Annotated in this window: 16 protein-coding genes; 11 read left to right on the top strand and 5 right to left on the bottom strand. The window is 43.0% G+C overall.

The window, feature by feature from the left end; all coding sequences use genetic code 11:
• The first annotated feature begins 417 nt into the window (after window positions 1-417).
• The 4 genes from DC487_RS03665 (at window position 418) to DC487_RS03650 (ending at window position 11500) form a co-directional block, all read left to right on the top strand.
• Window positions 418-3675, top strand: a complete 3258-nt coding sequence (locus DC487_RS03665) for a SusC/RagA family TonB-linked outer membrane protein (protein WP_116774574.1) — start codon at window positions 418-420, stop codon at window positions 3673-3675.
• Window positions 3676-3694: 19 nt separating this feature from the next.
• Window positions 3695-5152 carry a SusD/RagB family nutrient-binding outer membrane lipoprotein gene (locus tag DC487_RS03660; protein ID WP_116774573.1) on the top strand — a complete coding sequence of 486 codons (1458 nt, stop codon included), beginning with the start codon at window positions 3695-3697 and terminating at the stop codon, window positions 5150-5152.
• Between the two features lie 1226 nt (window positions 5153-6378).
• A complete protein-coding gene (locus tag DC487_RS03655) occupies window positions 6379-9606 on the top strand; it encodes a SusC/RagA family TonB-linked outer membrane protein (RefSeq protein WP_207774300.1) in 3228 nt (1075 codons plus the stop codon).
• Window positions 9607-9616: 10 nt separating this feature from the next.
• Window positions 9617-11500 carry a RagB/SusD family nutrient uptake outer membrane protein gene (locus DC487_RS03650; protein WP_116775026.1) on the top strand — a complete coding sequence of 628 codons (1884 nt, stop codon included), beginning with the start codon at window positions 9617-9619 and terminating at the stop codon, window positions 11498-11500.
• Window positions 11501-11573: 73 nt separating this feature from the next.
• On the opposite strand, the gene DC487_RS03645 is transcribed toward DC487_RS03650, so the two are convergent.
• Genes DC487_RS03645 through DC487_RS03635 form a run of 3 tightly spaced genes read right to left on the bottom strand, consistent with a single transcriptional unit; the run spans window position 11574 to window position 14893 of the window.
• Entirely contained in the window at window positions 11574-12563 is a 990-nt protein-coding gene (locus DC487_RS03645) for an FAD:protein FMN transferase (RefSeq protein WP_116774572.1), read from the bottom strand.
• Between the two features lie 3 nt (window positions 12564-12566).
• Complete coding sequence (locus DC487_RS03640) at window positions 12567-13883, bottom strand: Gfo/Idh/MocA family oxidoreductase (protein ID WP_116774571.1); 1317 nt, start codon at window positions 13881-13883, stop codon at window positions 12567-12569.
• A 29-nt stretch (window positions 13884-13912) separates the two neighbouring features.
• Window positions 13913-14893, bottom strand: coding sequence for a formylglycine-generating enzyme family protein (locus DC487_RS03635; protein ID WP_116774570.1), 981 nt, complete (start codon window positions 14891-14893; stop codon window positions 13913-13915).
• Window positions 14894-15151: 258 nt separating this feature from the next.
• On the opposite strand from DC487_RS03635, the gene DC487_RS03630 reads away from it, so the two are divergent.
• From DC487_RS03630 to DC487_RS03600, 7 genes are all read left to right on the top strand, one after another.
• Window positions 15152-16438: a Gfo/Idh/MocA family protein gene (locus DC487_RS03630; RefSeq protein ID WP_116774569.1), complete on the top strand. Its 1287-nt coding sequence runs from the start codon at window positions 15152-15154 to the stop codon at window positions 16436-16438.
• A gap of 53 nt (window positions 16439-16491) precedes the next feature.
• Entirely contained in the window at window positions 16492-17229 is a 738-nt protein-coding gene (locus tag DC487_RS03625) for a 3-keto-disaccharide hydrolase (RefSeq protein WP_116774568.1), read from the top strand.
• A 317-nt stretch (window positions 17230-17546) separates the two neighbouring features.
• Complete coding sequence (locus tag DC487_RS03620; RefSeq protein WP_116774567.1) at window positions 17547-17876, top strand: hypothetical protein; 330 nt, start codon at window positions 17547-17549, stop codon at window positions 17874-17876.
• Window positions 17877-18111: 235 nt separating this feature from the next.
• Complete coding sequence (locus tag DC487_RS03615) at window positions 18112-18993, top strand: hypothetical protein (protein ID WP_116774566.1); 882 nt, start codon at window positions 18112-18114, stop codon at window positions 18991-18993.
• Window positions 18994-18998: 5 nt separating this feature from the next.
• Window positions 18999-20987 carry a TonB-dependent receptor plug domain-containing protein gene (locus tag DC487_RS03610; RefSeq protein ID WP_116774565.1) on the top strand — a complete coding sequence of 663 codons (1989 nt, stop codon included), beginning with the start codon at window positions 18999-19001 and terminating at the stop codon, window positions 20985-20987.
• Between the two features lie 29 nt (window positions 20988-21016).
• Window positions 21017-21883, top strand: coding sequence for an MbnP family protein (locus tag DC487_RS03605; RefSeq protein ID WP_116774564.1), 867 nt, complete (start codon window positions 21017-21019; stop codon window positions 21881-21883).
• A 55-nt stretch (window positions 21884-21938) separates the two neighbouring features.
• A complete protein-coding gene (locus tag DC487_RS03600) occupies window positions 21939-22970 on the top strand; it encodes a cytochrome-c peroxidase (protein ID WP_116774563.1) in 1032 nt (343 codons plus the stop codon).
• 3 nt (window positions 22971-22973) lie between these two features.
• Here the strand turns inward: DC487_RS03600 and DC487_RS03595 are convergent, their stop codons facing one another.
• Both DC487_RS03595 and pyrF read right to left on the bottom strand, forming a co-directional pair.
• Window positions 22974-23702, bottom strand: a complete 729-nt coding sequence (locus DC487_RS03595; RefSeq protein WP_116774562.1) for a hypothetical protein — start codon at window positions 23700-23702, stop codon at window positions 22974-22976.
• 69 nt (window positions 23703-23771) lie between these two features.
• Window positions 23772-24605 (bottom strand): orotidine-5'-phosphate decarboxylase, encoded by an 834-nt coding sequence (gene pyrF / locus DC487_RS03590; RefSeq protein WP_116774561.1) that lies wholly within the window; start codon window positions 24603-24605, stop codon window positions 23772-23774.
• Between the last annotated feature and the right edge of the window lie 5 nt (window positions 24606-24610).

The following is a 24610-nucleotide window of genomic DNA, read 5'->3' as shown; positions in this document are numbered from 1 at the left end:
GTGTTTGATGTTTTACGTAAGTAGTTGCGCTGAAAATTGGTTCGCTAAAAGCGTACTGCAATATGGCAAAATCCAGACACTTTCGAAAAAGTTAGAACCATGCAATCGTTTGCGTAATTTCTCAGAATTGGCGCACTAAAGTTAAGTAAGGAAAGACAGGTATTTAACACATAGATAAAACCCACGATAACGGTAGGTAAGTGACAATCTTTGAAATATTGTCCTTATACTAATTTGAGGGCGACTTTAACCTTTCTATGCAGCGGTTTTCCATCGCATCATACGATACGACCCTTAGCGCTATTTACATTTTCGTCACACTATCCTAACATGGACGATACATAGCGACTATACCTTTGCCCACGAAAAACTACCACACTACCGTGTGAAAAACTATTAGGGAACAAACTAAAAGACATGAATTTCTACCAGACAGTCTTTTTTCGAAAAATCGGAAAAATCAAGTACGTATTACTCTTGCTAGCGATATCGCTCAGTGAATCAAACGTTGCTAAAGCATCGGATTCCGCGGTCGCGACATGGCAAGAAAACATCCGGATCCGAGGTACGGTGCGGAGCACGAGCGATCAAATGCCTATTGCGGGAGCCACGATAATGGTAAACAATCAAGTACTAGGAAAAACAGACGAAAATGGAAAATTCGACTTGCAGGTACCAGCCGGAAGCGAATTAACCGTCGTAAACATCGGTTTTGACAAAGCCACTGTCCGCGTTGATCAGGCTCAAAGCAATTTGTTGATTGATCTATCAACCGGTTCGGCCAACATCGATGCCGTAGTCGTGACCGCATTGGGAATCAAGCGCGAAGCACGTGAACTGGGGTATGCAGTAAGTACAATCAAAGGTGACGAATTAACCAACGCCATGCCAACCAACTGGTCGGACGGATTGAAAGGAAAAGTAGCCGGTTTGAATCTAACGCAAGCAGGCTCCGGTCCATTGAACAGCGCTAGAATCAACTTGCGTGGCGATCGCTCCTTAGATCCGTCCAAAAACGAAGCGCTAATCGTTATCGATGGTATTCCAATGATTAACAGTACGGGCCGAGCCACATCTGGTGTAAACGATGCCTACGGTGCTGGTGTATCTTCGGGCGACAAAGATATTCCAATCGACTTTGGTAATGGCCTTGGTGATATTAACCCAGATGATATCGAATCCGTCACGGTATTAAAAGGCCCCGCAGCAGCTGCTTTATATGGTAGCCGTGCGAGTAATGGTGCCTTAATCATCACTACCAAGCGCGGCATGAATCGCGATGGAAAAGTGGGTATTACATTAAATTCCAACACCGCGATGAACGACATTTTGCGTTGGCCAGATATGCAGTATGAATATGGCCAAGGAAATAATAACCGCAACGCCGCTGGTGAATTGTATTATTCGTATGGCCTCTCAGAAGATGGTCCTAATACGGGATCTACCTCCAGCGCATGGGGACCAAAATTTGATGGGCAATCTTACTTTCAGTACGACCCTTCAATAGAAGCACAGTCTACGGAGAGACTACCTTGGAGACCCTACAGAAATAATGTGCGCGATCTGTATCAAACAGGTAGCACATTTACCAATAGCGTTGCATTGGATGGTGCTACGGATCGCTTTTCAGCACGTGCATCATTAACACACACTAAAAACAATTGGATTTTAAAAAACACTGGTTTTGAGCGCTTAGTCGCTTCATTAAATACAAGCGCACAGATCTCCGACAAGTTGAAAATCAATGCTAAATTTGCGTACACCAGCAAAACCAGTGACAATTTACCAGGAACAGGGTATAACAACCAATCTATCAACTACTTTACCATCTTTCAGAACCCTAATGTTGACTTAGCTGTTTATGAACCAAGATGGCAGCGTGGCCAAAACCAATTGCAACAGATACATCCGTACAGCTCGTACATTGAGAACCCTTATGTGATCCTGTACGAAATGACGAACAGCATCAACAGTATGAACATTGATGGAAACTTACAAGGGGTGTATACCTTCAATCCGAAATGGGAGTTGATGTTTCGCTCCGGCCTAAATCTACGTCAGGACCAACGTGAAAGCCGAAGACCATTCGATACGGCCAATTTTCCAAGAGGCTATTACAAACAGCAAGACGTTAATTTCTTGGAGTCTAACACGGATGCTTTGCTTACCTTCCGCGAATCTTGGGATGACAGATTTACCCTATCTGCTTCGTTGGGTGGTAATATAAGAAAATACGATAGCAAGAATAATAATGCCATCGCGCGCGGATTGACGTTGCCAGGTATCTACAAATTGAGCAATGCTATGGGTGTCGCCGTATCGGAGGTTACCGCCATCGGTGGGCAAGTGAATAGTGTGTACGCTTTTGCGAATCTAGGTTGGGAAAATAAAATATTTTTAGATATCACGGGGCGTAATGACTGGTCATCCACTTTGCCTGCAGCGAACAGATCGTACTTCTACCCATCGGTAAGCTCAAGTTACATTCTTTCGGAAATTTTTGAATTGCCGAGCGTTATCTCTTTTGCAAAAGCTCGCGTATCCTGGGCGATGGTAGGTAACGATACCGATCCATATCGGATTCATAAATACTTTCAAACTTCCCCATTTGCAGGATCGGCTAATGCACCATCTGTATTGCACAATGCCAATTTGAAACCAGAGATATCCAAGTCGTGGGAAGCAGGTGTTGATTTCTCCCTGTTCAACAACCGAATCAATGCAGACGTTAATTATTACAGTAATTTATCCATCAATCAAGTATTGAGCGTGCCCTTGGATATCACGACTGGATATAGTAGTGCCTTTATTAATGGTGGCAAGATCCGCAATCGCGGCGTCGAAGTTCTACTTAGCGGACGCCCAGTGGTGACAGACAACTTTAGCTGGACAACTACGGTCAACTGGGCGCGTAATCACAACAAGATATTAACTTTGAGTGAAGATCTAGATACACAAGAACAGATTATTGCACAAAGTGGTGCTGGAGCGGTCTCCATCATTGCGCGCGAAGGCGGTACTACAGGTGATCTATACGGATTCGGACTAGTTCGTAATGAAGATGGCCAAGTGGTGTACAATGCACAAACAGGTTTAGCCCTACGTCCAACACAAACACAGTTGATCGGCAATGCTTATGCCGACTGGCGCGGTGGCTTCAATAATGAGTTTCGTTTCAAAAACTGGAGCTTGGGCGTATTGCTAGATGGTCAATACGGTGGTCTTATCTATTCGCAGACCCACCACAAAATGACGGAACAAGGTAAATTAGCGCACACACTTTATGGTAGAGAAACCATGACAATCGTGGGCGATGGTGTGGTACGCAATAGCGATGGCACGTATTCGCCAAATACCACGGCAGCAGCAATCAACACTTGGTACGGAGACTATTACCGTCGTGCCAACGTGGAAACAAACAGCTTTGATGCGTCGTATCTGAAACTCCGTGAGTTGAGAATCGCATATAACTTACCACAATCAGTGGCAAAACGATTACGCGTTTCAAATGTAAATCTAGCATTATTTGGCCGCGACCTGGCTATGTGGTCTAAGTTTCCAATCTATGATCCAGAAACCGCTGCATTGAATGGCGACGTGATTATGCCAGGTGTGGAAATGGGGCAAATGCCGACACCACGCACCTACGGCTTCAACTTACAATTATCTCTGTAATTATTAGCAAGACAAGAAGATGAAAAAAATTATTTATATGCTCCTTGGAGCTTCCATATTATTTAGCGAAACCTCGTGTACGAGTGAGTTCGATGAACTAAACATTGATCCCAATCGTATTGAACAAGTTACGCCAGGCAGTTTGGTCACACCGACGATCTACGGCATGAGCAATTATTTTACGGTACGCAGCTACGACTTTACGTGGCAAATTATGCAAGTTGGTTTGCCAAATCCAAGCGTACAGTTGGGCGTACACCGCTATGACTTGACGCCCGGTGCTGGTAACGGAACATGGAACACTTGCTATTCTTGGCTACGCAACGTACGTGAGATGCGCGAAGCAGCAGATGCATCCGGTCAGCCAGCATATCTGGCTGTTGCATCGACTTTGCAAGCTTACATTGGCGGTATTTTGACAGATGCTTTCGGCGACGTTCCTTTTTCCGAAGCGTTACGTGCAGAGGAAGGCGTGAGCCAACCAAAGTTTGATACACAAGAAGAAATCTATGCCAAGATGATTGCAGATCTGGAAGAAGCAAATACGATCTACAGTGGTGAAGGCACTATGAGCGGCAATGATGTTTTGTTTAACAATGATAAAACAAAATGGCGCAAATTCAACAACTCTTTGCTATTAAGATTATTGCTACGCACCTCTAAACGTACGGAAATGGACAGCTACAATCGTATTCGTCAAATCTTAGCTGATCCAACAACCTACCCCATTTTCACATCGAATGCAGAGGCTGCATTACTAACTGTCACCGGTCTAGCTCCGTACAATTATGCATGGGCACGTCGCCAAGATTATGTCAATTTTGAAGCTATGTCTAGCTTCTTTGTGGACATGTTGAATGATCTAGAAGATCCACGCAGACCGTTATTTATGACGCAGGCTAGCCGCTTAGTAGACGGAAAACAGGAAACCATTGGCTACAAAGGTATACCAAGCGCTCACTCGGGCGACGAGTCGCAATTCGATTATGCGCCAAGTACACCAAATGGCAACTTGATGATTTACGATGCCATCGGTACACCGATAACACAAGTAATTATGAGTTATGCAGAGGTCGAATTCATTAAAGCAGAGGTAGCATTACATTTTCAACAGTTGGATCTGGCTAAAGAAGCATATGAAAGAGGTGTTTCAGCAGCTTTGACTCAGTGGCCAGGAAGTACGATGCCAGCCGATTACTTTTCTAATCCAGCCGCTGCATTTGACGGCACCTTGGAGCAAGTACTAAATCAGAAATATTTGGCTTTGTTCTTCAACGATTACCAGCAATGGTATGAGCATCGTCGTACTGGATATCCAGTTTTGCCAAAAACAGAATTTATGGTGAACGATGGTATTATGCCATCAAGATTTATGTATCACAATGATGTGCAGCGGTTCAATCCGGATAACTATCGAGAGGTAGTCGATCGTATCGGTGAAGACGGATTTAACACGAAAGTCTGGTGGGAAAGATAGTTCTCCAGCCAAAAGCTTAGACAAATCAAAGCCCGTAAAAGTAATTTTTTACGGGCTTTGCTATTCGTATAGATTATTTTCGCCCACAGTTTTTCACAAAAGCACATCAGATCGTCAGATATTGAATGAAAAGATTGCAGCAAAACTGGCTTTGGAAACGATGTCCGTCAATACCTGCACTTAACAGACGAGAAATATCACAAATTATAATTCTAGCGAAATGCTGTATTTTCTCTACAATAACAAAACTAAATAGAGTACATATCAAGCATTAAACCACTATATATTAATACTTTAAAGCCGTAGAAAATCAGCTACATTTTTTTGATTCTTTGAATAAATAGGTCAATATCTGTTGACAAGACATTACCTTTGGACAAATTTTATAATCACAGCATACAACGAATATACTACATAGCGTGAGTCTGAAAGAAGATCTATCAATCCACTGTCCCAAATGTGGACAGGAAAATTATATTTTACGGGTGCCTAGATCAACGACGATCAAGCTTTTCCTATTTTTCCTACCACTGAAAAGGTATAAGTGCCAAAGCTGCAACACTAGATTTTACAAAATTTAAGCTTTAAGTAACCAACGCTTTCCAATTTTCACCATCCATCCGCAACAACGATTTTCTTACGTTATCTGCGATATACATAACTATGCTTTTGGTTATAATAAGCAACGCAATCTATAAAGGCCTTTTTGAAAGGCTTAGTTGTCGAACATTTCATTAAAAAAAACTCTTCTGATTAAACTCTTATCTGATTAATATCAGCAGAAATCATACGCATGCTTTTTAATTTACACGTCAAATATATTTTACTAATTGAAGTAAAATATATTTTCAAAAAACTATAAAGAAGCGGATAGAATCACACAACAGATAGTGTGAGGCATAGTTGAATGGTTTCAAACTGATTTTTGATATTCAAAAAAATAATATCAAAACCTATTAAATATACTCAATTTCAGATATATATACCTAAAAAATTTCCCAAAATTAATAATGAGCATCTTTGAAAAAAAGCAGAGTATATAAGGGCATTTTCCCTGTTAAATCCAATATTTTTTTCAATTTAACAGGAATATTCTTGTATTGTTAAACGACAATCCTTAAGTTTATAACTACCAATGAAAACGCTGTGGACATCGCACTATGTCTACCTTACTAGCACATTTTAAAATTATAAACTACTAACTCTATAAACCTACTTGTTACACTATGAACATTCGTAATGAAGTCCTAAAGAAGACTTTTTGCCCTATGTTGAGCTTGTTGTTGGTACTACCAATTCAGGAATCTATGGCCAAAGAATCTCCCCTGCACCAGCTGCATAATAAAAATGACCTTTTATATGCCCAGCAAATAACTGTATCCGGACGCGTGAACTCGATGTCTGGAAATGAAGCTATCTCGGGCGTATCCGTTGTTGTAAAAGACACACAGATTGCCACGAGTACCAATGCTGAAGGTTACTTCTCGTTAGAAAACGTACCTGCTGATGCGATACTGGTGTTTACGATGGTTGGCTACAGAACGCTAGAAGAGCCCGTCAATCAGCGCACATCCCTATCTATTTCTATGCAAGACGATCTTTCCAATCTCGAAGAAGTTGTTGTTGTGGGATATGGCACGCAAAAGAAAGAAACCATCACCGGTTCGGTAGCAACTGTAAAAAGTGCTGACTTGGCGAAGTCGCCCACGTTGAACGTTTCCAATGCTCTGGTCGGTCGCATGGCAGGAATTACCGCAACACAAAGTAGCGCTGAACCAGGGAACGATGGATCAAACATCCGGATCCGTGGTACTAACACCTTCGGCAACTCCGAGCCCCTTATCGTAATTGATGGTATTCCAGCGCGTCAAGGTGGATTTGAACGCCTGAATCCTCTTGACATAGACAACATCTCTGTCCTTAAAGATGCGGCAGCAGCCATCTATGGTGCACGCGCAGCAAATGGTGTTATCCTCGTCACGACAAAACAGGGTAAACAAGGTAAGCCTACTATCTCCTACACCTTTAATCAAGGATTTTCGCAACCAACCTACGTTCCTAAACTAGCTGACGCAGCTCAGTACGCAGAAATGCGTAATGAATTGGAGATATTCAAACTACCGGTGAGCGAATGGTCTGCAGCAAACACCGCCTTTCGCAATCAGGGCATCTTCGAAAGAGCTAACGGCAGTACTATTACAGCGCCTTTTTCGCCGCAGGACTTCCAGATGTTTCGCGATGGATCCAATCCTTGGACTCATCCGAACACCGACTGGTACGGCGCCACCTTAAAAAATTGGACACCGCAATCGCAGCATAATGTGCAATTGAGTGGTGGATCGGAAAACTTTCGTTACCTCACATCAGTTGGTTACCAAACCCAAGACGCATTTTATAAAAACTCGGCCACCAACTATAGCCAGTATGATATGCGGATTAACTTGGAAGGAGAAATAAATGAATATGTAAGTGTAAAAGTCGGCGTATTAGGAAGACAGGAGGATCGTAATTTCCCGACAAAAAGTGCGGCCACTATCTTTCGGATGCTCATGCGTGGCAACCCAACACAACCCGCATTTTGGCCAAACGGATTACCAGGACCAGATATTGAACACGGCGAGAACCCCGTTGTAATCACTACAGACCAAACGGGATACGATCGCAGCAAACGTTATTATTTTCAGACAAACGGACAAATCGACATCAAAATACCTGGTGTAGACGGCCTTAAATTCACCGGTACGGCATCAGTCGACAAATATATCCAGCAAAGCAAGCGCTGGGAAACACCATGGTATTTGTACAGCTGGCAAGGAAATTACGAAGCGGACGGCGTGACGCCTCAGCTCGTTCCCGGTCTGCGAGGGCCGCGCCCAGATCCAGCGTTAAGCCAGGGCAATGAAGATCAACTCAACGTTTTGCTCGGCGCAATGGCTAATTATGACCGTAGTTTTGGCGATCATAGCTTTAACTTGATGGCCGGTGTGAATCGTGAAACTATCCGTAATGATAATTTTACGGCTTTTAGACGTTATTTCATTTCGGCTGCTACTGACCAAATGTTTGCCGGAGGCGATGCAGAGAAGGACAACGGCGGCGGTGCTTGGGAACGCGCGCGACTCAACTACTTTGGTCGTTTGGGCTATAATTATCAAGAAAAATATATTGCTGAATTTCTATGGCGGTATGATGGTTCCTACATGTTCCCACAAGCTAGCCGATATGGTTTTTTTCCCGGTGTACTAGCCGCATGGCGCATCTCTGAAGAGAGCTTCTGGAAAGACAATGTTTCTTTTGTCAATTCCTTAAAGTTACGCGGATCGTATGGTCAGATGGGTAATGACAATATATTCTATAACGATGAATTGCAGGAGTACCAATATTTTTCTACTTACGGTTTTGGAACATACATTGTAGATGGCAATTTGGTTAAATCCTTGTTTGAAACACGCGTACCAAATAACTTCATTACATGGGAAGTGGCCAATAACTACAACGTCGGTTTGGATGGTCAGTTGTTCAATGGAAAAGTCAACTTTGAATTCGATATGTTTCTCAATCGCCGGAGTAGTATTTTGTGGCAACGGAATGCTTCCGTACCACAAAGCACTGGTATGACACTACCTGCTGAGAATATCGGAAAAATGGAAAACAGAGGTTTTGATCTCAACATCGGATACAATGGTAGCGTTGGCGAACTACGGTACAACATCAATGTGAATGGTGGTTATGCCAAGAATAAGATTCTTTTCTGGGATGAAGCCGCTGGCGCACCCGAATGGCAACGCACGACCGGAAGAATGCTCAATGCTGGCATGTATTATATCCACGATGGTGTATTTCGAAACGAGGCAGAAATTGCTGCAAATACATTAGACTATAGCGCTATTACCAACAATTTACGTCCTGGAGACATGAAATTCGTTGACTACGACGGCGATGGCAAAATCACACCCGATGACCGTGTGCGTAGAGACAAAAGTAATATCCCAACCTTTCAGGGTGGTGTGAATATCGGCTTGCAGTATAAAAACTTTGACTTATCGATTCTATTTCAGGGAGCTGCCGGCGCAGAGCTGCCGGTGAGTTCCGAAGAATCTGGCGCTATCGGAAACTACCTATTGCAATTTTATGAAAACCGCTGGACACCAGACAATCCGAGTAGCGAGCATCCGCGCATTACAGATCGTAGTGATCAGTATTACTCAAGTGGCAATACGTATTGGTTGGAAAGCACCGACTACTTACGCTTGAAAAATGTAGAAATAGGCTACAACTTCCCGGTTGAATGGACCAAAAAGGTGGGTGTAAACAACTTTAGGCTGTATGCCAATGGCTTGAATCTATTCACCATTAGTAAGATGACAGCCTACGATCCCGAATCTGTCACTCAAACTGGGCAATATTATCCACAAGCACGCGTCATCAATTTTGGCGCAGCCTTAACCTTTTAATATGCGAATCATGAAAACAAAAAAAACACTATACAATTATCTCATCCCCTGCCTATTCGCCGTATCACTCGTATCATGTAACGATGACTTTGTGAATACGCAACCGCTGGAGGAAGTACCTAAGGAAGTGACTTGGAGTGATCCCGCTTTGGCAGAGGCATTTGTATTTGAAATCTACAATGGCCTAGGTCAGGGTGGTTTCGACGAGGAGATGCAGTCATCCTTAACGGACGAATCCATGTTTACGCATCCAGGCCGTGGAATCAATACCATTACGGAATCACGCTCCAACTCGGCGGATCAAGGTATGATCAAAGATGCTTATGGATACGGTCCACTATATGGACGTATTCGGGCATGTAATATCGCGATTGAAAATCTCATCGAACCTAAGTTCTCCGACAATAGCAGAGCCAATAATTTGTTGGGTCAGGCTTATTTCTTGCGGGCTTACTTCTATCAGCAGTTGTTGCGTTTTTATGGTGGAGTTCCGCTCATTGACCGCGTCTACGAGCTGGGTGAAGATGATTATACCGCAACCAGAAATTCATACGAAGAGGGCGTCAATTTTATTGTCACGGATTGTGATCGTGCAGCAGAATTGTTAGCTGGAACTAGCGGTGGACAAGGCCGTGCTACGCAAGTTGCTGCTCTGGCGTTAAAAGCACGCGTATTGTTATATGCTGCAAGCGATTTGCATGACATCTCCACTGCTTCCTCGAAGGCGACAACGATTGCAGGATACGATGAACCGCAGTTTTTGGGTTATACCAGCGGTAGCCGTGCCGAGCGGTGGCAGAAAGCAAAGGATGCCGCCTTCGAAGTGGTTCAGATGACCAACTTGGGTTATCAAATGGATTTGTCTGAACCGGCTACCGCGGAAGAGGGCACAGAGAACTACATGGTATTATCTCTAGGCGGCGGTAGTAAAGCCGTATCAGCAGATGGCGCACAAGAAATATTGCTAGGCCGCTATTTCATTGACTTAAAGGACGAAGCTGGAAATTACATCGGTCGTAACAATGGACCTAATGGCTACCACAACTGGGCAGGAAACACACCGATCCAAAACCTAGTAGATGATTATGAAATGATCGACGGAACACGATTTTCTTGGGAGAATGGTGTACATAGAGCCAATCCATATCAGAATCGGGATCCGCGTTTCTATGCTACTATATTATATGATGGTGCCGATTGGAAACCACGCACGGCTGACGTGGCAGGTCGCGATCCGTTTAACCAAATCCAGACAGGCCGCTATCAGATCATCAATGCGGCAGGCGGCGTTGCCACACATCAGGGCTTAGATACGCGCAATAGTCCCATTGAGGATTGGAATGGATCCTATACCGGCTATTACTTCCGGAAATTTACAGATCCTGATCCAGCGGTAGTAGATCAAAATACACGTCAATACATTCCATGGCCAGTACTGAAATACACCGAAGCCGTACTGAACTATGTAGAAGCGTGTATTGAATTAGGAGAAGAGGCAGAAGCCAAAAATTGGCTTAATAAAATTCGCTTTAGAGCAGGAATGCCAGCTATCACCGAGTCGGGAGAGCAACTGCGTACGCGTTATCGCAATGAAAGACGTGTAGAGTTAGCTTTTGAAGAGCACCGTTTCTTCGACACCCGTCGGTGGATGATAGCGCCGCAAACCACGGGCTCAAAAATTCGCCTGATTAATGTAGTGGGCACATTGAAGCCAGGTGCGCAAGTACGCACGTATCAGTACAATACAGATAATTATAACTATACCTACACACCTGTAGAACTAGAACCGGGAATCGAAAACCGACAATGGAATGATAAAATGTATTTTATGCCATTTCATCGTGATGAAATCAATCGAAACACCAAATTGGATCAGAATCCAGGCTACGAATAGCCCGTAATCCTATAAAAATAAGGCCTGAAAGAGTGATCTTTCAGGCCTTATTTTTATAACCATAACATTCGCTTTATGGCTTCACAAATGACAGAAATCCGTCGGAATATGCTTCGTGGAAAGCACCATGCCCTTCATAAATGATATACACTTCTATCCCCGCTAGCCGATTGGCTAAAGCAATTCCTGCTTGAGGTGACAAGGCCATAAATACATTATCGTATGCATCTGCTTCCATTGCTGTGGGCGCAATAATGGTCGCACTAACCACAATATTTTGCAGCGGAAAACCACTTTTCGGGTCGATGTGGTGATGCACTTTCTTTCCTTCGTGGTACGCTACCTTCCGGTAATTGCCCGACGTTGTCACGGCAAGATCTGTCAACTGCAATACGAAAGATGAGGATTGTGCTCCTTCTGGCCTTTCGATCGCGATCTCATAGCTCTTTCCTTCGGCTTTTAGACCCTTGGTACGGATTTCTCCTCCAACTTCCACTAAATAGCTATCTATAATCCGCTCGTCCAGCCATTGGGACAGCACATCCACCGTATACCCCTGTGCAATACCATTTAGATCAATGGCAGTCCGAGGATCGCGTTTGTGCAATTGGTTTCCTTCCAGCCAAATCTTTTCCATTCCCACAAATGAAAGCACACTATCCACTGTGGCTTGCGGAGGAAATAGCTGCACTCCCTCTGATCCAAAGCCCCATAAATCGACGAGCGGTTTCACCGTCACATCGAATAGGCCATTGGACTTTTCATACACCTGAAAAGCTTCGCGGAGTACATTCGCCATGTGCGTATCAATCTCCAACTCATGATGGTATTGCCGATTGAACATGCTAATCAAAGAATGCGGTTGGTACAGTGACATGGATTGGTCAATCACGCCCATCACGCTATCTATGGAAGATTTACGCACCACTTCCCTGTCCGCAAGGTATTGAATCTGATAGGTGGTTCCTTGTGCTCTTCCTGTTATAAAAAAGGTCTTTTGCTGTGCCTGAGCACTGCAAAAGACCAGAAAAAATAGCATGACTGCCGAAAACGTTCGACGCATGTACTAAATGTATAATTCGGTGTTGATCCCCGGAACAGCGACTTGGTAGATCCCATTTGCATCTGGCAACACTTTTGGATTAGCATCCCAAGCATATTTTTCTGGCGATAAGTCAATCGTAGAAGCCATTGCCTGATCCCATTTAATCACCTGACCAGTATAACAAGCTAAGCGACCAATAATACCCGTCAATGTGCTGTAAGCACCATATTCGGCATTATCAAACTTATATTCATTGTTGGCAATCGCTTCAAATAGTTCCTTATGTTCTTGCTGATACGCATTCGGATTTCCTTTCGGATCGTGACGATATATTTCATTGCCGCGCGCGTCCCAAAGCACGGCTTGATTGCCTGCTGACAAATAAACGCGACCTTTGGTTCCTTGAAAGGTTTCATCCACCCTATTCGAAATACCTTCAAAATGACGACATTGGCTATAGATCACTGATCCATCATCATACGTAAGCTCTACCGCAAAATTGTCATAGATCTCTCCGTATTGCTTGTCCGTACGATGTGCGCGGCTACCTGTCCCTTGAATAGAAACCGGATATTTTCCTTTTACCCAGTTGGCGATATCGATATTGTGTACATGTTGCTCGACGATATGATCACCACACAACCAGTTGAAATAATACCAGTTACGCATCTGATATTCCATCTCCGACTGTCCAGCTTGGCGTGGTTTTACCCAAACACCGCCACTATTCCAATATACTTGACCCGAATGAATATCTCCAATAGCACCATCTTGAATACGTTTGATGGCTTCTCTATAATTAGTTTGATAGCGTCTTTGCAGACCTACCACGACGTTAAGCTTTTTACGTTTTGCCTCTTCGGCGGCAGCCAATACTTTGTGTACCCCCGGGATATCTACCGCTACCGGTTTTTCCATAAATACATGCTTTCCAGCTTTCACAGCCTCCTCGAAATGCATCGGACGAAATCCTGGAGGCGTCGCTAGCAAAACGACATCGGCATCTTTGATCGCTGCTTTGTAACCTTCAAAGCCCACATATTTGCGGCTATCGGGCACATCAATCTTATCCCCAAACTTCTCCTTGAGCGTGTTGTAGGTCGCATCTAAATTATCTTGGAATGCATCTGCCATGGCGACTAATTTGATATTTTGCCCTGAGGCAAACGCATCAAATGTGGCTCCCGTTCCACGCCCTCCACAGCCAACTAAGGCAATTTTGATTTCGTCAGATCCAGCCACGAACATACGCCCTAGACTAGTAGACGCTAAAAAAGTAGTCGCGGCCAAGGTGGTGCCCGCTTTCATAAAATCACGTCGATTAAAGTTATTCATCATTTTAGATTTATTGTTATAATAGAAAATAGTTAGAAGTCTTTTAGAGGAGCTTTATCATAATAAGCCATAATTTCTTCATGCGATGGTTTATTCACCGGTCGTACTAATCGCATACCGACAAAAGGTGCTTCTGGAAACCACCAATTGGATTTTGGAATTTGCGGATCAAGTTGTTTCCATATCGGATCGGAGGCCATACGTGCCGCCGAACGCAAATCTGGTGCAGCACTGTCAAAAGAACCACCACGTACGCTATGCGGATACAGTTTGGTCGGAATCAACACGGGATTGTCTGCTACGCCATCTGAAAACTGCTGATAATATTCGGCATCGTACTGATCGTACGTCCATTCGGCTACGTTACCGAGCATGTCAAACAAGCCCCAAGCGTTTGGCTTCTTTTTGCCGACAGCAGCTGTTTTTCCATTGCTGTTTGAGGCAAACCAAGCGTGCTCGTCTAATTTCGCAGCATCTTCCCCAAAAGGATAAGCGGTTTTAGAACCAGCTCTGCAAGCGTATTCCCATTCCGCTTCAGTCGGTAAGCGATAAAATTCGCCCGTACGGACATACAGCCATTTGCAAAATTGTATCGCATTGTAATGCGTCATAGCCAAAGCAGGATGCCCTTGCTTACCCATTCCAAAAGTCATATCCAAATACGGTTTGGTTGGGCGCGTTACCGCATCCACTTTCGGATCTAGCTTTTCTTGATTATTGTGTCTTATTTCGAGATCTTTATATAAAAACGGTTCATACAGATCCCATGTCACTTCAAAAGTTCCCATCCAAAAAGGCGCAATAAGCACTTGATGCGCAGGTTGTTCATCGGCCGCGCCTCCGCTCTTGCTCCCCATTAAAAATTGTCCACCAGGAATCGCTTCCATAGAAAATTGCAAGGTAGTACCCTCTAGCTGCTGTACGTATCGCTCGTGATTATTTTGCGCTTGCGCACAGAAAAGAGTAAATAGACTAACTGTCGTCAACGACTGTTTTAATATATTGGCAATCATTTCAATAGGTTGATATAGATATTCCAATATAGGTATTAATTGTCACTTCTAAAATTATTCGGGGATGCCATTTCATTTGAAGCCTCTATTATGGCAATTCTAACAAAATCTTTACGAATGGCGCTACTTGGCTTTTTCGAACATCAAATACGCTGGAAATACCTATAATTAAGAATAAATAGTAAACAATTGACTATCTTCGAGGAACTAACAATTAGTAAACCGGAGCACACTGCTCTGTAATGACATCATAAACCTATGAAAAGAAAAGATTTTTTGCGAAATGCCGGCCTTTTGGCAGCTTCCGGAGCGCTGTGGAACACGGGACTCTTTGCCAACAACCAACAAACCATTAAGGTTGGATTGATTGGTGTAAATGGTATGGGTTGGGCTAATTTAACCGCCTTACTGAAAGTACCTAATGTGGTGTGCACCGCATTGTGCGACGTAGATGAGCGCATATTGGACAAGCGAATCGCAGAGTTAGAGAAATTACAAACCACGAAGGTTAAAAGAATCATCGACCATCAGGAATTGCTAAAAGGTGATCTAGTGGATGCTGTAATCATTGCAACGCCAGACCATTGGCATTGTTTGCAGATGGTAGATGCTGTGAATGCAGGTAAACATGTGTATGTAGAAAAACCGATTGGCAACTCCATCAAGGAATGTGAAGCCATGGTGGCCGCAGCACAGAAACACAACAGTATCGTGCAGGTTGGCCAGTGGCAACGCAGTCAGCAACACTTTGCAGACGCGATTGATTTTGTGCACTCGGGCAAATTAGGAAAGATTCGTTTGGTAAAAGCTTGGGCATATCAGGGTTGGATGAAAAGCATTCCTGTAAAACCAGATGAAGCCGTACCAACAGGCGTACATTATGATCGATGGCTGGGACCAGCTAAGAAAAGACCTTTTAATCCAAATCGCTTTCATTTCGAATTTCGTTGGTTTTGGGATTACGCCGGCGGCTTAATGACCGACTGGGGCGTGCATATGCTGGATTATGCTTTGATCGGCATGAAGGCGGCAGATCCAAAGTCCATCATGGCTTCTGGTGGAAAGTTTGCTTACCCAAGTGATGCGGCCGAAACTCCGGATACATTGACTACGGTGTTTGAATTTGATGATTTTAATATACAGTGGGAACATGCTAACGGTATTGACTTAGGACCTTACTCAAGAAATCATGGTGTGTCATTCATTGGTAATAACGGAACTTTAGTATTGAACCGCGAGGGCTGGGAAGTGATTCCGGAAGGCGATAGAATGCAAGCGATTGCATTACAAAAATCGAAGGATAATGGGTTGGAAAAACACATGGTCAATTTCGTAGATGCCATTCGCAGGAATGATCGCACGATCTTGAAAGCTCCTATCGAAGCAGGCGCTAACATTGCGATCTTTTCGCAGATGGGAAATATCGCCTACCGCACCGGCACAAAATTGTATTGGGATAAAGCCAAAAGAAGTTTTACCGACAAATCGGCAAATAACTATCTGGTCGCTAATTATGAAAATGGATACAAACTTCCCAAAGTATAATACGAAAACAATCGAAGGATAAATCTAATTTAGCAGCAACAAATATTTTGATAATGAAAACACCTTATATCTGCACCTTATTCACGCTACTTGCTACATCTTCCCTTATGGCGCAAACAAAATTTAAACCAGAGGATACGGAATTTTACACGCCCAAGCCTCCTATCGTTACGCTAGCAGCGAATGGTGTACCCAGCGACGCCATCAGCCTATTCAATGGTAGCGGATTGCAAGACTGGGTAAGTCAAAAAAATACACAAAACAAGGCCGACTGGACGGTGATAGACGGACAATTAGAAGTAAAACCGGGAAGCGGAGATATACAAACCAAACAGGAATTTGAAAATTTCCAACTGCATATAGAGTGGCAAAGTCCATCCGTAGTAAAAGGTAATGGCCAAGGCCGCGGCAATAGTGGTATTTTCTTGCAGGGCTTGTATGAAGTACAGGTCTTGGACAATAATGATAACCCAACCTATACGAATGGACAAGCTGGGAGTATTTATAAACAACGCCCACCATTGGTCGAGGTGCGTGCTACAGAATCAAAATGGCACAGCTACGACATTATTTATAAAGCACCTCAATTCAATAAAGATGGTATGCTGATCTCAAAAGCGACTGTCACGGTGTTGCACAATGGCGTGCTAGTCCAGAACAATACGCAAATCGAGGGCACGACAGAATACATCGGTATGCCGGTGATGAAAGCGCATGGCCCAGGTCCGATTACCTTACAAGATCATGGAGACTTGGTACGCTTCCGCAATATCTGGATCCGTCCTTTGTAGTTGATATAGGATATTTATAGTAATACTTAAGGTCGTGAATCCAACATTCACGACCTTTATTTATTTTTACGGAACGCCTCATTGCTATTGTGAATTGATCTTTTTGGTGTTTGCGTATACAACAGTTACCATCACGCAACGTCGATTGGCAAGCTGATTTAAAGTCTTTTTTAGACGCTATGAACCGTTTCGAGCAAAAGCATTTCACAAAATGATATTAATTTTTCCAAAGATTGCGATCAATCCTTATCTTTGGGCAAAATCATAAACATTCATTGGTGAAATTTTGCGCTTATATCTTATTGGTATCACTAACGATGCAATCATTCTATCGCAGTATCATGGCTTTAGATTATGAATTGCATTTACCAAGTTATCTGGCAAAATGTATCAATATTGACCGACCTGAATTGCATTGTAATGGTCAGTGTGAACTCATGAAGCGTGTAAAAGAGCAAGAAAAGAAAGACGCTAAGAAAAATTTAGTGGTCTACGAGTCGAGTGCTTTATATACCATAAATGTACTTTTTGATTTCAACTTTTTGTTGCATAACAATTATCGCAAAGCAGACTTGTTTCCAGCTTCGGTGATTAGTTACAGCTTTCAATACCTTTCCTCTATATTCCACCCTCCTTCCCTCGTTTAATACCTCTAGAGCTCGTTAAATCAAAAACTCATCTGTTTTTCTGATTTACCCTACATTAATTTTTCATTCGCCTGAAGTCATCAGTAATGATTGCAGGTCGCTATTCATTTGTGCCGAATACATTTGATCAGCATGCGTATAAGCGCATCAACCTGATCAAATCAACCACATTTTGACACGTATTATGCCGAGAACAACCCTCGTAATTATAGGCTTATTATGCCTTGTACTGGCTATGTCATGTACAAAAGAAAAAACAAATTATTTAGAAGAAACTAGTAGAGAGATTCCAGAAGTATTCGATTTTCAAGAAGCATCATCTATGCTGGTAGACAGGTATCGAATCAGCATTGAAGCGCTCAATGGAACATTTTACACCGGATATAATGAACTTCGAGTTCGTATTACGGATACTCAAACAGGTGAAACTATTAATCCAGATTCGATCCAATTTATACCTATTTCAAAGATAGCAGATGGTGTGGTCACGAGCTGTCCACATCTTTTTCAACTACAAAAATCGACACAAAATGCCTACTGGGAAGGCTACAGCATATTCATAGACGAACAGCTGCCAAACCCGACCTGGAAGCTTTATGTCAATCTAGTAGTGGGACAGCAAAATTATACCGCAACAAGCGATATAACCACTAAAGAACAATTAAATAAGAACCTAAACAAGACACTCTTCCGTGGTAATGACAGCCTTGATTATATGATTGCGTTGGTAAGTCCACGCAATCCCCAAGTCGGTACAAATCCAATCATCGCCGGCATTTTCAAGCGGATCACGACGACACATCTGGCAGAGTTTGTGCCTCTATCACCTTCTTATTATCAATACGTTGCAGTAAATGACCACACGCTGGAGCTTGATCCCCGGATGCCAGAGCCATCCATGGGAAATCATTCTTCGCCCAACAACGTAAACTTATCGCAGCGTAATGACGGATTCTACGAAGGAGTAGTCAATTATACCATGACGGGAAACTGGACACTAAACTTCATCTTGAAAGATGCGCGCAATACGATCGTGAAGGGTAATGCGGTATCCACGGCATTTACGCCAGGTGTACAAGGGGTAAAAGGGGAATTACATATTGACATTCTATTCTAATTGTTATGAGATTATTCATCAGCTTTTTGTTGATCCTATTCGTCTTGTCATCTTCCTTTGCACAAACAGATACTAATCATCGAGACAAGGTAAAAACGCTTGAAAAAGTATCCATTTTCAAACGGAAGAAAAAGAAGTTAGCGACTGACGTGAAGCTAACCGCATTAGTAGACGAGCTATTAGGCACTTCCGATAACATCAGCTTTATAAAAAGAGGTGCTTACGCGTGGGAACCTTTATTGAATAATATGACTACCGAACGATCTGTGATCACGGTAGATGGCATGCATGTATTCGGTGCCTGTACAGATAAGATGGATCCCATCTCCTCTTATATGGAGAGCAATAGTATTTCAAGTATTAAAATAAACTCTGGACAACATGGAAATATGCAGGGCGCAACGGTTGCTGGAAGTATCGACCTACAACGAATAAGTACACCGTTTGGTCAAGACAAAGCCTGGAGTGGCAGTTATCAAACAGGCTTTGAATTCAATAATAATCAGACGTTCAACTTAGGTAATATATCCTATTCTAGCGCAAAGTTCGTCGCCGATGGAAGTGTTGGGTATAGAAAGGCTGGAAATTACACTGATGGTAGCGGTAACGAGATCAATCATTCGCAGTATAGCAAATTCAATACTTCACTCGGATTAGCCTACAAAACAAGCGAATTATCGTCGATCAAAGTAGATGCTATTTTTGATCAAGCCAATAATGTAGGCTTTCCCGCATTGCCCATGGATCTTTGGCTATCTCGAGCCATTATTACTGCTGCTTCCTACCAGCAACAATTTGAAACTGGACTTTTGCGTGTGTGGGATACGAAAGCTTATTTCAATGCCATAGAACATTATATGGACGACACGAATCGTCCCGAAAATCTAGTGCATATGGATATGCCCGGATGGAGCACCACGTATGGTTTGACGTCGCGTGTAGAGCTGAAGCAGGGAAGCTATCAAGGTGAGCTACAGTTAAACGCGTATGATAATCTATCTATCGCTGAAATGACCATGTATCCGCAAGACCGAAGCGAACGTACCATGTTTGCTTATACTTGGCCTTGGGTCACTACGCGGTATGCAGGAGTTTCTAGTAGCAACACATGGAATCTTTCTCCCATCAGTGAGGTCAATATTGGTGCTTCTGTGGGCACGCATTATAATTATGCAAGATACTCTGAGTTCAACAGAATATTTTATCCAGAAGCTTCCGAATCAAAAACTAGATTTCTTCCCAGCCTAAATGCTCGGTATCAACTGTCCTTGGATAAATTTCGAATACTATTGGGGACAGGTTTCGGACAACGAGCGCCGTCCGTATCGGAAGGTTATGGCTATTACATATACAATAGTTTTGACCTTTATGATTATATCGGCAACCCCGACCTCCCCAACGAAACTTCTTACGAGGTTAATGCGGCCATAAACTACGAAAGCGAAAAGTGGAGTATTTCTAGCCAAGTCAATGCATTTCACATTCGCAATTATATCGTAGGAAAAATACTAAGCATTGGAAGTCCGATGAATTACCAATCTGTCGGTGTGAAGGCGTATAGCGCATTGGAATATGCGAGATTATTCAATATCGCCATCAGTGGTCGCTACGATATTTTGCAGCATTTGCACTGGAAAGGAACGTTGACCTATGCTCGCGCTACGGATAATAATAGCGTCAACTTACCTTTCATAAGGCCGCTTCATTACCAATCTTCTTTGCAATTTATGCACAAAAAAATGGGCATACAGGCAGCCATTAACGGAGATCTATCTCAAAATAATTTCAGTCCAGAATACGGTGAGACTCCCACGCAGGCTTATGCTGTCTTCGACCTTTCCGGAGATTACACATTTAATTTAGGAAAGCATCATCTGACAGTACAAGTAGGGATCGAAAATATGTTTGACTCATTTTATACGACCTATGCGGACTGGGGCAACATTCCCAGAATGGGCCGTAACGTCTTTACTACCCTAAAAACACATTTTTAATCATTCATACACTTTATAACTAAAAAACAATGAAACACTTAAAACAATCTGTCCTATTAGCTCTTTCTGTCCTTACGTTGGCAGCCTGTTCAAAAGACGACAGTAACGCAGTATCTAACACGGTTACTTTACAATTTAACAACACCTACAAAGATCAAACTATTGTTCTTGGCGATGCACAATCCACTGCCGCTACTGTATTGACTTCGCAGGCCGGTCAGACGCATCGTTTTTCCGAAATTAAATACGTAGTGAGCAATATTCGCCTCGTAAGAGAAGATGGCACAGAAACCCCGTACAACATCAATAACTTGGATAATGGAGCAACTGTAATAGACCACTCCAAGCCGGAAAGCTTACGCTATGCATTAAGAGATATTCCTTCAAACCGTTACCAAAAAATAAAATTCGGTCTAGGTGTAAAATCAGAATTGAATACCATAGATCAGGTACGATTTCCTAATTTTTACGCTGCTGCCGGTGCTAACGATACAGAAATGATGTGGGAATGGGGAGCAGGTTATCGTTTTACAAAGCTAGAAGGCTTCTACGGTGCGGATAACAAGGAGATGTCCATTCATACTGGTAGTACAGTACAAGGTCCAGAAGGTAACTATACACAGGGAGTAGACGCCTATAGAGATATAACATTAACCTTCCCAACTACGTTGAATGTAGCATCTGGTAGCCCGACCATATTTATTCGTGCCGACTTCGATAAGTTACTGAGTGGCAACGCTAACACCATTACGCTATCTACGGGAACAGGAGGTACGGATAATGCGACACCGAATATTCATACCGCGCTTGAGATGGTCAGATTTGTAGACAATCTCGGTGGAAACGGCGAAGCAGATAATTCCGGCATGTTTTCGATCCAATCTATCGTAGAATAAAGTATGTTAAGAGCCATCTTTTAAGGGGTGGCTCTTAATCCCTATATATCCAGAAATGAAAATTAATCCTGTAATCTTTTTAATAGGTCTTTTCTTAATTGTCGCTTGCGAGAAAGCCGAAATTGAAGCACCCGTTGTTGATAACCCGGTCTTATCGCTGTCTATTCCTTCTGGTTTTCCGGCCATGAACTCTGCCGTACAAGCCAACCTTCCTACCAAATATGGCGTCGCACTTGGAGAAAGGCTATTTCAAGATAAGAGGTTCAGCGGCAACAATACGGTTTCTTGCTCCAGCTGTCATATTCAATCCAGTGCTTTTGCAGATCATGAAGCACAAGCTATTGGTATTAATGGCCGGGTGGGAATTCGTAATACGCCACCAATTCAAAATATGGCCTTCATGAAATTTTACAATTGGGATGGTAGCAAGCTCAATTTAGAAAGCCAAGCGATTGTCCCCATTATTACGCATGAAGAGCTAAACTCTAGCATTTTAGAGGTTATTGGCAAACTACAGAACGACCCATCTTACCCTCTCCTATTTACTAATGCTTTTGGAGATCCGTCTATCACTGCCGACAGAATTTACCGAAGTTTGGCACAGTATCAATATACGTTAATCTCTGCCAATAGCAAATATGATCGCGTACGTTTGCATCAAAATGAAGTGTTTACGGAAAGTGAATCGCGCGGCTATACTATTTTTCAATTGAAGTGTAAGAGCTGCCATGATACAGAATTATTCACAGATCAAAGCTTTCGGAATGTAGGATTTCCACTTAATATTAGCACACAAGAAGCTGGCCGTGCCCGCGTCACTGGTATTGCGGCAGATTACATGAGCTTTCGCGTACCTTCCCTGAGAAATATTGCCTATACAGCTCCATACGGTAGTTTTGGTCAATTTGCCACGTTGATGGATGTATTGGATTATTTCGACAATGGCGTACTGGAAGCCGAAAATTTGGATCCTATTTTAAAAGCGAATAACAATCGCATTCCACTCACTCAACAGGAGAAATTAGATATCATCGCATTTATGAAAACCCTTAGTGACAGCACTTTTGTAGGTACGACTAAGCTGTAAAAATTACTTCGAAAACTTATAAATCAACCCTAGTGTAAAGACTGCATTACCGGCTTTTAGATAGTTATTATCTACCACACCAATGTTAAATCCATTGGTATACTGCAACTGAAAGGATTTGTTGAGCTGCATCCGCGTGTAAAAGATAGGCTCTATAAATAGATTCTCTTCTACTGGAGATGACACACCATCGATCCAAAAATCCTTCATACGAATAAAGCTCCCACGGATCGCGGTTCCGTAACTAAATTCTCTGGATCGGCCAAACAACCGTACATCTTCGCGTTTGCGAGAGATATTAGCTTGCACAAAGATCTTTTCGAAATCCATCTCCCGAATCTCGGTCGGTGCCATGCCCGTCGTGGTGGCGCGTGTATCTGCATCACGCGAATTACCTAATCCGTAGCCGCCATACAATTCGAAGATGCGATCTTTATTTTTGCCAAAGGTCGTAAAGTAACCCAATCCCCCTTCGTACATATACTGCTTGTATTCCTGATTGCCGGATTTGTTATCTACATAAGATCCATTAGCCATCACGGCAACGTGTTTACCGACAGCGACGGCGAGATTGCCGCTCGCATTTCCTTTGATATTGGTATGAGCTGCCGCATATACTTCACCTTGGTTGGCGAACATTGGGGTAGCAGGTACATTAGGTTGGTAAATAGAACTACATCCTGACAAGATGAGCGCCGCAGCAAGATATAATAAATGATAATTCTTAAACATAGAATCGATTGAGGTGATGTACTACCTTACCGAAATACTGTGCCAAATCACCGCAAACGAATGGTAATGCTACAGAATCCCTTTTCGAATCAATTCCGCTTCCATCTGTTTTTGCACCTTAATAGCCTCCTCACGAGCTTTCTCAGCAAAGTCGCGTCCAGAAGAAGCATAGATGATGGCACGTGTGCTATTGACCAATAATCCGCATTGCGCATTCATACCATATTTGCACACATCTTCTAAAGATCCGCCCTGTGCGCCTACGCCAGGCACCAATAGGAAATGATCTGGCGCGTGTGCGCGAATGTTTAAGAAAGCTTCTCCGCGCGTTGCGCCTACCACATACATCAAGTTATCGGTGCTGCCCCAGGTATTGACTTGGTCAATTACTTCTTCAAAAAGCTGTTTATCGCCTCTATTCGCAAAATTTTGAAAATTTTTGCTTCCTGCATTTGAGGTTAAGGCCAGCACAATAGCCCATTTATTCTCAAATTCCAAAAATGGCGTAACAGAGTCCTCTCCCATATACGGCGCAATGGTAATCGCGTCAAAATCTAAACCCGAAACAGCCGGATCAAAAAAAGCTTGAGCATACATTTTGGAAGTATTGCCGATATCACCGCGCTTCGCATCAGCGATGCGCAAGGTATTTTTAGGAAGTATTTCACATGTTTTGCGAAGCGACTCCCAGCCTTTGGTGCCATAGCACTCGTAAAAAGCGATATTGGGTTTGTAGGCAACACAAAGATCTTCCGTAGCCGCCACGATTTCTTTATTGAACGCGAAGATGGGGTCTTCTTCGCCTAAGAGATGTTCAGGAATTTTAGTGAGATCGGTATCCAATCCGACACACAAAAAACTCTTTTTAGATACAATTTCTTGAAATAACTGATCTCTATTCATATAAT

Source organism: Sphingobacterium corticibacter, from assembly GCF_003076635.1.
Taxonomy (GTDB): Bacteria; Bacteroidota; Bacteroidia; order Sphingobacteriales; family Sphingobacteriaceae; genus Sphingobacterium; species Sphingobacterium corticibacter.
This window is presented reverse-complemented; position numbering and strand designations above follow the sequence as displayed.

Bases quoted from the DNA above. Each gene is read 5' to 3' on its own strand.
- DC487_RS03665 (WP_116774574.1), top strand. From the start codon at position 418: ATGAATTTCTACCAGACAGTCTTTTTTCGAAAAATCGGAAAAATCAAG.
- DC487_RS03660 (WP_116774573.1), top strand. From the start codon at position 3,695: ATGAAAAAAATTATTTATATGCTCCTTGGAGCTTCCATATTATTTAGC.
- DC487_RS03655 (WP_207774300.1), top strand. From the start codon at position 6,379: ATGAACATTCGTAATGAAGTCCTAAAGAAGACTTTTTGCCCTATGTTG.
- DC487_RS03650 (WP_116775026.1), top strand. From the start codon at position 9,617: ATGAAAACAAAAAAAACACTATACAATTATCTCATCCCCTGCCTATTC.
- DC487_RS03645 (WP_116774572.1), bottom strand. From the start codon at position 12,563: ATGCGTCGAACGTTTTCGGCAGTCATGCTATTTTTTCTGGTCTTTTGC.
- DC487_RS03640 (WP_116774571.1), bottom strand. From the start codon at position 13,883: ATGATGAATAACTTTAATCGACGTGATTTTATGAAAGCGGGCACCACC.
- DC487_RS03635 (WP_116774570.1), bottom strand. From the start codon at position 14,893: ATGATTGCCAATATATTAAAACAGTCGTTGACGACAGTTAGTCTATTT.
- DC487_RS03630 (WP_116774569.1), top strand. From the start codon at position 15,152: ATGAAAAGAAAAGATTTTTTGCGAAATGCCGGCCTTTTGGCAGCTTCC.
- DC487_RS03625 (WP_116774568.1), top strand. From the start codon at position 16,492: ATGAAAACACCTTATATCTGCACCTTATTCACGCTACTTGCTACATCT.
- DC487_RS03620 (WP_116774567.1), top strand. From the start codon at position 17,547: ATGCAATCATTCTATCGCAGTATCATGGCTTTAGATTATGAATTGCAT.
- DC487_RS03615 (WP_116774566.1), top strand. From the start codon at position 18,112: ATGTCATGTACAAAAGAAAAAACAAATTATTTAGAAGAAACTAGTAGA.
- DC487_RS03610 (WP_116774565.1), top strand. From the start codon at position 18,999: ATGAGATTATTCATCAGCTTTTTGTTGATCCTATTCGTCTTGTCATCT.
- DC487_RS03605 (WP_116774564.1), top strand. From the start codon at position 21,017: ATGAAACACTTAAAACAATCTGTCCTATTAGCTCTTTCTGTCCTTACG.
- DC487_RS03600 (WP_116774563.1), top strand. From the start codon at position 21,939: ATGAAAATTAATCCTGTAATCTTTTTAATAGGTCTTTTCTTAATTGTC.
- DC487_RS03595 (WP_116774562.1), bottom strand. From the start codon at position 23,702: ATGTTTAAGAATTATCATTTATTATATCTTGCTGCGGCGCTCATCTTG.
- pyrF (WP_116774561.1), bottom strand. From the start codon at position 24,605: ATGAATAGAGATCAGTTATTTCAAGAAATTGTATCTAAAAAGAGTTTT.